Here is a 9,527-nt window from a genome sequence, read left to right on the forward strand (position 1 = left end):
CCGTCCTGGAACGGCTGCACAGCGCCGGTGCTCAACACCTTGAGGTTAGTGAACGCCTGGCCCTTGATCTCGACCGTGTTGAGCCCGGTGAGGTCGTCCCACGAGAGCACCACACCGGTGTGCCAGCCGAGCTCGGTGGCGCCGGTGACCTGCTGCTGCATCCCGGCCACCAGGAGCGCGGCGATATCACTGGATCTCACGTGACTGCACCTCCCAGTACCTTTTCCTTGGTGGTGGCGGACATGGCGCCGCCGGCGTCGAGCGGGATCGTCAAGCTCTCGATCACGTGGGTCTCGGGCGCGGTGCGGTCGGAGTAGGACACGGTGATGGGGTCGAGCGCTTCGAGCGCGACGTTGGGCACCATCGAAAAGTCCACGTTGTAGGGCAGGCCGATCGCGCGGGCGAGCATGGCGTCGGCGGCGTTCTGCGCCTGCTCGGTGGTGGTGATGAACGTGGAGGTGTAGAAGCGGGGCACCTTGCCGAACTGGCCGTGCCAGTAGGTCGGCGAGTTCGGGTTGAGATCGAACGCCACGGCGCGCACGGGCGGGGTTTCGCCGGCCTGCTCGCCGCTGGCCACTACCGCGTTGTAGACGGCGTCCCGGTCGAGCGAGCGGGACACGCGGGCGACGACGCCGCCGCGGCCGTGGTTGACCGCGAACACCGGCTGCGCCGGGTCCGGTGCGGTCTCGACACGCAGGCGCCCGGCGTAGTCCCACCACATGACCTTGCCCAGGGAGTCGCAGATGTCCCGCAGGAAGCCGTACCGGTCGTCCTCCAGCACATGTGAGCCGGGGAAGGCTGTGGTGGCGGCGTCGAAGTCGAACAGGATCACGGCGCCCGGGTAGACCTCGCCGACGAGGTAGTCGAAGATCGCCGCGACCGAGGTCCCGGCGCCGAACTCCTGCGGCGCCAGCGGGCGGGCGTCGATGATGCCGGACATGCGGTCCCGGGCGGCGAGCTGGATCGGCCCGCCGGGTGCCTCGGCCTGGTCGACCGAGTACAGCCGGAAATAGCCCTGCGAGACCCACTCGCGCACGCCGTCGCCGTAGACGATGCCGCGCTCGACGAACACTTCGTTGCCGTAGGGGGTGAGCAGATCGCCCGCGCCCTGTGGCCAGGGGTGGTCGGTGGTCAGGTCGAGGGTGGCGCGGATGTCGGCGGTGGCGTCGAGCTTCACGTCGCCGGACTCGATGGGGATCTCGTGCACGGGTGAGCCGTCCGGGTTGAGCGGGCCGGGGTTCACGCCGACGAGCCCGGGCGGCACGATCCGGGCGCGGGCGCACATGGCGTGCGAGCCGCGCACGGTGGCGAGAAACCGGTCGGTGACGGGCCTCATCGGCGCACCCACCCGAACCAGTGCCGCCACCAGCTGTGCCGCGTCAATCCTCGGCAGGCCCTGCGCGGGCAGCAGTTGAAGTCATTCATGGCACGATCACGTCCGCGGGGTCGGCGATGCGGTCGAGCACGTCCGACCACGTCGCCTCGGCGGCGACCAGGTCGGCCCAGGTGGCGAACCCGGCGACGATGTCGGCCCACAACACGGTGTCGCCGACGATCGTGCCGGGCGGGGCGGCGACCTCGGTCAGCGGCAGGTCGAAGAACCGGCGCAGGGTGCGCGCGGAGTGCCGCTCGATGGTGATGTCACCGATGACGGCGTACATGCCGGGGAATGGGCACCCGGCCGGGACGTGCACGAGCACCGGCTCGCCGGTGGCGAAGCAGTATTCCAGGTCTTCGGCGACATCGAGGTTCGCGGCGGTGAGGGTGAGGGTGTAGCGGCGGGAGCCGCGCAGGTCGGTCACCGCGACCGGCAGCGAGCGGGACACGACATCGAACACCCCGGCCCGGGCCGGGCGGGTGATCGACGAGAAGTCGGTGACCGTGACCGCCCGGTTGAGGTAGGGCCGCTGCAGGTTCTTGATCCACACCGTGGTCATGGCCGGGGTGATGACGGTCTGCTCGCGGGCGGCGTAGTCGGCGGGCCGGAACGCAGCGGTGACGCCGCGGGAGATCGCCGCGGCCCCGCCGGTGATATCGAAGAACCCGGTCACCACGTCGATGCGGGTGGTCTCGACGATGTAGCACCAGCAGATCCCGGCGTCGTCGCCGGTGACGCTGGACGGCTCGCCGATCTCGGTGACCGGCATACCCACGTTGGTCCACTCGTCTTGCTTCCATCCGCAGATCAGCACGAGGTGGTCATCGCCGGGCACGGTCAGCGCCGGGTAGGTGATGTCCTGCGCGGCGGCGTTGAGCACGGTGTTCGCGGCCGCGGGGACGAGCTCGGCGTTGCGGAACCCGGCGGCTTGGGCGAGGGTGTCCGCGCCCGCCACCCCGCCGGTAAAGGTCACCGTCGGCGCGGTGTCGCCGGCGGTGTAGCGGCGGCCGAGCAGGGCCGCGTTGCCGGCGTCGACGAGCCGGGTCCACCCGGCCGGGGTGTCGACGGTGCCCTCGGTGTTGCGGATCGCCGCCCAGATCAGCAGCACATCCCCGTCGACGAGCCCGGCGGGCAGGCCGGGCGTCACCGGGGCGTTGTTGCCCGCCGCGGCCGTCCCGGCGCCGACGTAGCTGATCGGCGCGGAGTCCACATAGGTCGCCCGGTAGTGGTTGGGCACCCCGGGGGTGAACTCGTAGTCGTCGAGCTGCCCCGTCCCGGCGTTGAGGGCGACGGTGTCGCCGCCGCGCACCGTGGACCAGGTGATCTGGTCGGTGGAGCGCTCCACACGCGCGTAGTCGGCCGACGCGGGTGCGCCGGTGATGGCCAGCCGCACCCGGGACAGGTCGTTGGCGTAGGTGGCGGTCAGGGTCATCGGGCGGCCCCCACTCCTTGCAGCACGGCGCGCCGGGTCTGCCGGTCGCGGCGGTCGAGGTTGACCTGCACCACCTGGCGGATGCCCTCGCCGAGGTCGAGGTGCAGCTCGAGAACCTGCGCCCCGCCGCTGGTGCCGCCCATCGCCTCAGCGGTGGTGCGGGCGTTGGTGACCCGCCCGGTGCGGCCCGGGGTGAACAGCTCGGGGCCCTGCTCGCCGACCAGGTAGGTGCGCCCGGCTTGCGCGGTGCCGCCCTTGGCGAGATACGGGATGGTCGGGATGGCGGGCACGCCGACGACGCCGGTGACGGCGTTGACGCCGCGGATCGCGGTGTTGATGACGCGCAGCACGGCGTTGATCGCCGAGCGGATCCCGGTGGTGATGCCGTCCCACACGCCGCCCACGAAGTCGCCCAGCCCGGAGAAGAAGCCGCGCACCCGGTTGACCGCGGTGTTCCAGGTGTTGCGGAAGAAGTTCACCACCGAGGACACGCCGCTGCGCACCCCGGACCACAGGCCGGAGAAGAACCCGGTGATGCCGCGCCACCGGTTGGTGATGAACGTCCAGGCGGTGTTCCAGGCGTTGCGGAACCAGTTGACCACGGCGCCGACGGCGGCCTGGATCGCGTGCCACACGCCGATGAAGAACTCGCGGAACGCCGCGCTGCGGTTCCAGACCACGACGATCGCGGCGACCAGCGCGGTGATCAGCCCGATCACCAGGCCGATCGGGTTCGCCGTGAGCGCGGCATTGAGCGCCCACTGGGCGACGGTGTAGGCGACCACGGCCGCCCGCCACAGATTCACCGCGGTGGTCACGCCGCGGATCGCGACCGCGACGCCGCCGACGGCGAGGGCGAGCGGGCCGAGCCAGGTCATGTTCTGCTGCAGGAACAGCGCCAGACCCTGCAGCAGCGGCCCGACGAACTGCAGGGCGGGTACCAACAGGGCGGTGATCTGGGTGGTGAACTGCGCGAACGCGGCCAGCAGCGGGGGCAGGACCGGCGCGATCGCGGCCAGCGCGGCACCCAGCACGGTGGACACGTTCTGCGCGACGACGGCGACCGCCTCGGCCAGCGCGCGCAACACCTGCTGGCCCTCGGCGGACTCGACGAACGCGCGCACCTGCTTGGTCAGCGCGCCGAGGGTGCCGCCCAGCCCCAGTCCGGCGTCGTTCAGCGCGGAGAACACCGCGCGCACGATCGCGCTGACATCGCCGATGATCGCGCCGAGCTCGCGGAAGGCCTGGATGCCGTCCTGGATCCACGCCTGCAGGCGCCCGTCGTTGGCGGCCTGCTGCACGAACTGGTTGAACCGCTCGCCCGCAGCGCCGGCACCGGCGGTCAGGCCGGCGAGCGCGGTGGATCCGACCGCGCCGACGCGGACGAACGCCGCACCGACCGGGGCGAGCCACGCGCCGAGGTTGCGCACGATCTGCGCGGTGTTGTCGAGGATGAGCTGCAGCTGCTCGGTGCGGGCACCGGAGTTGAGCATGCTGGTGAACTGCGACGCAGCATTGCCCAGTGCCGAGGCGACCTGCTGAATGCCGCCGGTCAGCCGCGGCAGCACCGCCTGCAGATCGGTCACCGCCGGGCCGAGGCTCCGTTCGAAAGTGGCCGACACCTCGGCCCGCATCGCATCCAGCGTCGGGGTGAGCCGCTCGAACGCGGCGGTGATCCCGTCCGCCCCGAGCTTGACCGCCGCCAGCGCCCCGGCCGCAGCGAACCCGGCCGCGGGCAGCAGCCCGGCCGCGCCGGCCATCGCCCCGATGGCCGCGCCCACCCCGCCGACGATGTTGAGCACCGAGGCCAGCGACGCCAGCACCACCGCGAACCGGGCAAGCGCGCCCACCGACCGGCTCACCCCGGCGGTGAACCCGGCGGTGGACCTGCGCAGCGACTCCGTGCGTTTCTCCAGCCCCGACAGCTGCGCCTGCGCCACCTTCACCGCACGGGTCAGCCCAGCGACCGAGCCGTCGAAGCGGATGCGGACTGTGCGCTCCCCGGCGGCCATCTACGCCACCCCCGCGAACTTGCGGATGATCACGTCAGCGGCCTGCCGCCACTGGCGGCCCATCTCCGGCTCGAACGCGCGGGCCGTGGGGAAGAACCAATAGCCGCTCTGCCCGGAGTGCGGCGGGTACTGGCGCCCGGCCGAGCCGCCGTACCGGGTCGCGGCGTACCAGCCGGAGCGGCGGTTCATGCCGAACTCGGAGGCGAACAGCAGCGCCCACGCCGGTGCCCGGTGACGCCCGAGCTTGCGGGTGCCCCCGGCCTGCACCACGGGCACCCGGTCGCGCTGCGCCCGCACCGTGCGCGCCAGCAACGCGGCCTGTCCGCCCTCGGCTTGTGCGGCGGCCTGGATGCGGGTGGCGAGGGTCTCGGACAGTTCACGCGAGCGCTGCCGCAGCTCGGTGTTGGCGTCCTTCGGCAGCTCCCGAAACGCCGCCAGGGTGGGCCGTAGCCCCTGGATGTAGAGGTTGACCGTCAACCCCTGCTTCGCCACGCCTGCACACCTCCCCGGGATACCGGTCAGCCCGACAGCTGCATTCCTTCTGTCGGGCCTCCGGCCCCGGGCTCACGGCGAGCGGATCGTGTGCTCTTGCCCCGTGAGGCGGCTTTCTCGCGCTCCTCCAAGATCGCGACGGCGGTGATGATGTCCCGTTCGGACTCGTCGGCCCACACGCTGGGCGGGATGCCGGTCTCGACAGCGAGAGCGACCACCGTCCGCGCTAGTGTGCCGACTGGGTAGGGTCCTTCTCCTCCTCGATCTCGAACTCGAGATCGCAGGACTGCTCGAACTCCTGCAGCGTGCCGGTGAACTGCTGCGTACGCTTCGACGCGAAGTGCGCCACCTTGTACAGGTCTCCGGCGTGCAGGTCCTCCATCAACTGCTTGAGCGAGGCACCCTTGGTGACCTTCTCCCAGTTCAGGATGTCCCGCGTGGTGGCGGTCACCTCGAACGGCTCACCACCATCCGGGCGGATCTTGAAGTCGATCACAGCGAGAACACTCCTCTCGTGACACCGGCGAGGGTGCCGGTGTAGTCCACATAGGCCCGTGCCGCGTCCGGCGAGCCGACCCGCTGTCCGAACGTCGACGGGCTCAGCGGTCCGATGTAGCGGGTCTCCCCGTCCGGGACGGTCACGGCCAGCTCCTCCAGGTCCAGACCGTCCACCGTGACCGGCGTCTGCACCGACACGGTGAGCGGGGCGCCGGACGCGTTGTCCACGACCAGGAACACCCTGCCGGTGTCGATCACGTCGCCGTCCATGATCGGCGGGCCCGCGAGCGCCGGAGTGATGCCGTCCTTGACGATCTGCTGCGTCGTCAGCGATTCGCGCGCCATGATCAGGGCTCCTCGTAGTACAGGCCGTCGCCGAGCGTGCCGATGATCTGCAGGGTCACCTCGGACGTTTCCGTGGCCCGTGCGTCACCGCCCACCGGCGGGGGCTTGAGCAGCACCTGCCCGCGCCAGCGCTTGTGCTCACCCGGGATGTTCGGGTGATGGTCGAGCACGAAGTCGGCGACCTCGTTCGCGTGCGACCACAGGTAGTCCGACAACCCGTTCGACCGCCAGTCCGAGAAGAACGTCAGCTCCAGCGTGGGCTCGTCGTCGGTCTCCTCGATGAAGCTGTTGGGCTGCTCCGGATCCGAGCAGAACGTGTACTGCCGGTCGCCGTCCTGCACGCCCGGGTCGAGGTTCCAGGTCTGGATCTGGCACTCGAACGGGTTGCCCGCGATCGTGAAGTTGATCATCTTCAGTCGACGCTGGTGGACCATCAGAGACTCACCTCCACGGTGATTTCGTAGGACGGCAGATCAGTGCCGCCGGAGAGGAACACGCCCGGGTCGGCCGACATGACCGCGGCGTCGGGCAGCAGCGAGTCAATCGCCTCCGCCACACGCGGGGTCAGCTCCAACAGGCGTCCGAGCGCCCGCTTGTCCATCGCGACCATCACGATCACCACGAACGTCGCCGACGTCGGGGCGCTCGACATCGCTTGCCACTGCAGCCGCGGCGGCCCCACGAAAACGCCCGGCGGCCGCACAGTGGCCGAGGGGTCCTCGTACACCCGCACCCCGTCGACGGTGCGCGCAGCGGCGCGCAGCTCCTCGGCGCGCTCGGCGACGAGCTCAGCGGTGCTCATCCGACCACCGGCCTCGCGTGACGGCCGAGGCGCAGCAGCCGGTCGATGTCCGGGTCGAACGACAGCACCCGCGCCTGCCCCTGGTCGACCATTGTCACCAGTCCATCCGGCGAGCGGCGCCGGGTGTCCCACCGGCGGGCGAGCATCAGCGTGCCGAGCTTGAGGTCAGCGTCGGGTGCGGGCAGGTCGCACAGCGGGTCGCGGTCGAAGTTGAACTGTCCTTTGCGGACTCGCTCGACGAACGCGACCGCCGCGTCGAGCACCCGCTGCAGCCGCTCATCGTCGGCGGGGTCCTCGGGCCGCTCGTCGCCGACGTCCTCGCCGTCGGCCAGCTCGTTCTTCAGCTCGTCGAGCGTGACCCACGGATCGGTGTCCAGCACGCTGCTCACCGCCTCCGCTGCAGCTGGTGCTCGGGCACCCACCCGTCAGCGGTGGGCACCATCCACACCGGGCGCCGCGCGCCCGCGGGACGGTCCGGCGTCGGCTGCGCGGCCGGCGCCTGCTCGACGTCCTCGGCTTGCTCGACGTCCTCGACGGCGGGCTCGTCGACGGGCTGGCCGGGCTCGTCGGCCGAGGCCTGCTCGGCCGGGGCCGCGTCCGAGTCAGTCTCGGCCTGTTCCTCGGGTGCCCCCTCGACACCCTCGGCGGCGAGCAGATCGATGATCTCTTCGCGCGACAGCGACGCCCACGACTCGGCCGGCGAGTCGGTCACGGCGGCCGCGTACTCGCGCCACGCCGCTACCCCCGAGCCCGGGCCGCTCGTCGGCGGCCGCTGGGGGATCTCCTGCTCGCTCACGATCAGACCCCGCTCGTGGTGTCGTAGGAGATGCGCCGCACGCCGTCGACGCGCGTGCAGGCCAGCGCCTTGTAGCCCCACACGCCGATGTCGACGAACGCCACCCGATACTCGAAGTCGAGCCGCTGCGGAGCGGACGCCCAGCCGTGCACGTCCTCCCGGTCGTACAGGTAGCTGTTGGACGCTGCGCCGTCGGTGAACGGGAGCGCCCACGAGGGCACGCCCGCGAGACCAGCGATCGCCAGCGCGGCGAACAGCGGGGAGGCGGTGCCGTCGGCGTTCTGCGCGCCGAGGATCGGGAACAGTGGCCGCCCGTTGCCGTCCTTCGCGTCCGCGAGCGCGGTGTAGAGGCCCTGCTCGAGCTTGAAGTCGCGGAACCGGAAGCCGCCGCGGACGAACTGCAGTGCGGCGAGCGCCTGCTTGACCTCGGAGGCGAGTGCGCTGTCGACCGCGCCCGCGGTGAGCGTGATGGTGGTCGGCGCGAGCGACTCCAGCAACGCGGCGGCGGCCTCCTCCAGAGCCTCGTAGTACTTGCGGACGATCTGCCGCCACAGGATGACCGACAGCTGCGGGTTACCGCCCTGGTCCCAGGTCTCGCGCGTGACCTCCACCTTGCCCGACACGGCGGACGGGGTGATGGTCTGCGAGGTGGTCGCGAAGTTGCCGGTGGTGGGCTCGACGCCCTCCGTGTGGTTGTTGACCAGGTTCGACGAGCTGGCGAACTTCGGCAGCACGAACGGGGTGTTGTCACCGATCGCGCCCTTGTTGATCGAGTCCCACAGCGGCGTGGGGTACTGCAGCTCGTCGACGTAGAGGTCGGGCCGCTGCCGTGCCGGGTTCAGGCTCGACACGTCCCCGGTGGAGACGAACCGCGCGCCCGGCTCGAAGCACTCCTTGATCCAGTCGATCACCCGGCGCTCGGCGTCGTGGTCCTTTTTGGACATGGCGATGATGTCGCTGGAGAAGTCGAACTTGCCGCCGATGCCGTCGAACCGGTACAGCGGCTCCTCGTTCACCTGGAACTGCGCCTTGCGCTTGGTCGGGTCGACGTGGTCGGGCCCTTCTCCGCCGCCGTTCTGCTGCAGCTCGACGAGCTGCTTGACCGCGTCGGTGAACGCGCCGGTCTGGCTGGTGAACGCCTCCACAGCCGCGGTGAACGCGGCGGCGGTCTCGGCGTCCGGCCCGGCGGCCGGAGTGTCCTTGGTGCCCTGCGGCGCGTCGGGCTTGCCTGCCATCGTGTTGTCCTTCCGTGATGCCTTGACGCCCGACACCCGGGCGTCGTCGAATGCGGGGAATCCGGTGATCGCGACGCCGGCCAGCCGCGCGTCGGAGACCAGCCGCACCATGTCGTCGTCGGGGTCACGCGCCCAGCTGGACCCGTCCTCGGCGAACTCGGCCTCGATCGAGAACCCGTCGAGCACCTTGTCTTCGGCCTTCATCAGCACCGCGTCGCCGTCGGCGCCGCGAGCGATCTTGAACGTGCCCTCCAGGCCCTTGTCCGTGGATTCGAGCTTGGTGGCGTAGCCGATGGCCTCGGACCGGTTGTGGTCCCGGTTGAGCTTCACCCGCGACACGTCCGACCAGGTGAGGCTGTCCTTGTTGAACCGGTACTTCGACCATCCGCTGCGGGCCACCTTGTTCCACGGCACCAGCAGCCCCGACACCGTGCGCTTCTCGGCGTCGACCCGGAAGTTCGCATCGGCTTCCGGGATCTCGAACGCGATCCGTTCGGTGCCCGCGCTGTCGTCGCTGAACGTGGCGATGTCGAACGT

At 70.8% G+C, this 9,527-nt stretch carries 13 protein-coding genes; all 13 read right to left on the reverse strand.

The window, feature by feature from the left end; genetic code table 11:
* A partial coding sequence (locus tag FCN18_RS38465) for a hypothetical protein (RefSeq protein WP_137097528.1) occupies positions 1-200 on the reverse strand: 200 nt, incomplete at its 3' end.
* Positions 197-1,336, reverse strand: a complete 1,140-nt coding sequence (locus FCN18_RS38470; RefSeq protein ID WP_137097529.1) for a DUF5047 domain-containing protein — start codon at positions 1,334-1,336, stop codon at positions 197-199. The genes FCN18_RS38465 and FCN18_RS38470, both read right to left, overlap by 4 nt.
* An 85-nt stretch (positions 1,337-1,421) precedes the next feature.
* Positions 1,422-2,810, reverse strand: coding sequence for a hypothetical protein (locus FCN18_RS38475; protein WP_137097530.1), 1,389 nt, complete (start codon positions 2,808-2,810; stop codon positions 1,422-1,424).
* Positions 2,807-4,822 (reverse strand): hypothetical protein, encoded by a 2,016-nt coding sequence (locus FCN18_RS38480; protein WP_137097531.1) that lies wholly within the window; start codon positions 4,820-4,822, stop codon positions 2,807-2,809. Before FCN18_RS38480 ends, FCN18_RS38475 begins: the two co-directional genes overlap by 4 nt.
* A complete protein-coding gene (locus FCN18_RS38485) occupies positions 4,823-5,314 on the reverse strand; it encodes a hypothetical protein (protein ID WP_137097532.1) in 492 nt (163 codons plus the stop codon).
* A gap of 26 nt (positions 5,315-5,340) precedes the next feature.
* On the reverse strand, positions 5,341-5,532 hold the full coding sequence (locus FCN18_RS38490) for a hypothetical protein (protein ID WP_137097533.1): 192 nt from the start codon (positions 5,530-5,532) through the stop codon (positions 5,341-5,343).
* A gap of 8 nt (positions 5,533-5,540) precedes the next feature.
* Positions 5,541-5,810 carry a hypothetical protein gene (locus FCN18_RS38495; protein ID WP_137097534.1) on the reverse strand — a complete coding sequence of 90 codons (270 nt, stop codon included), beginning with the start codon at positions 5,808-5,810 and terminating at the stop codon, positions 5,541-5,543.
* Positions 5,807-6,157: a hypothetical protein gene (locus FCN18_RS38500; protein WP_137097535.1), complete on the reverse strand. Its 351-nt coding sequence runs from the start codon at positions 6,155-6,157 to the stop codon at positions 5,807-5,809. Before FCN18_RS38500 ends, FCN18_RS38495 begins: the two co-directional genes overlap by 4 nt.
* A 2-nt stretch (positions 6,158-6,159) precedes the next feature.
* Positions 6,160-6,591 carry a hypothetical protein gene (locus tag FCN18_RS38505; RefSeq protein WP_137097536.1) on the reverse strand — a complete coding sequence of 144 codons (432 nt, stop codon included), beginning with the start codon at positions 6,589-6,591 and terminating at the stop codon, positions 6,160-6,162.
* Positions 6,591-6,959, reverse strand: a complete 369-nt coding sequence (locus FCN18_RS38510) for a hypothetical protein (protein WP_137097537.1) — start codon at positions 6,957-6,959, stop codon at positions 6,591-6,593. The genes FCN18_RS38505 and FCN18_RS38510 overlap by 1 nt, the downstream gene beginning before the upstream one ends.
* A complete protein-coding gene (locus tag FCN18_RS38515; protein WP_137097538.1) occupies positions 6,956-7,348 on the reverse strand; it encodes a phage head-tail connector protein in 393 nt (130 codons plus the stop codon). The genes FCN18_RS38510 and FCN18_RS38515 overlap by 4 nt, the downstream gene beginning before the upstream one ends.
* Positions 7,345-7,755 (reverse strand): hypothetical protein, encoded by a 411-nt coding sequence (locus tag FCN18_RS38520; RefSeq protein ID WP_137097539.1) that lies wholly within the window; start codon positions 7,753-7,755, stop codon positions 7,345-7,347. The genes FCN18_RS38515 and FCN18_RS38520 overlap by 4 nt, the downstream gene beginning before the upstream one ends.
* Positions 7,756-7,757: 2 nt before the next feature.
* A partial coding sequence (locus FCN18_RS38525) for an HK97 family phage prohead protease (RefSeq protein ID WP_206078097.1) occupies positions 7,758-9,527 on the reverse strand: 1,770 nt, incomplete at its 5' end.

Origin of the sequence: Prauserella endophytica (genome assembly GCF_005146945.1) — a bacterium.
Classification (GTDB): domain Bacteria; phylum Actinomycetota; class Actinomycetes; order Mycobacteriales; family Pseudonocardiaceae; genus Prauserella_A; species Prauserella_A endophytica.

Coding starts and splice junctions, on each gene's coding strand:
- FCN18_RS38475 (WP_137097530.1), bottom strand. CDS start 2,810: ATGACCCTGACCGCCACCTACGCCAACGACCTGTCCCGGGTGCGGCTG.
- FCN18_RS38505 (WP_137097536.1), bottom strand. CDS start 6,591: ATGGTCCACCAGCGTCGACTGAAGATGATCAACTTCACGATCGCGGGC.
- FCN18_RS38470 (WP_137097529.1), bottom strand. CDS start 1,336: ATGAGGCCCGTCACCGACCGGTTTCTCGCCACCGTGCGCGGCTCGCAC.
- FCN18_RS38500 (WP_137097535.1), bottom strand. CDS start 6,157: ATGGCGCGCGAATCGCTGACGACGCAGCAGATCGTCAAGGACGGCATC.
- FCN18_RS38480 (WP_137097531.1), bottom strand. CDS start 4,822: ATGGCCGCCGGGGAGCGCACAGTCCGCATCCGCTTCGACGGCTCGGTC.
- FCN18_RS38510 (WP_137097537.1), bottom strand. CDS start 6,959: ATGAGCACCGCTGAGCTCGTCGCCGAGCGCGCCGAGGAGCTGCGCGCC.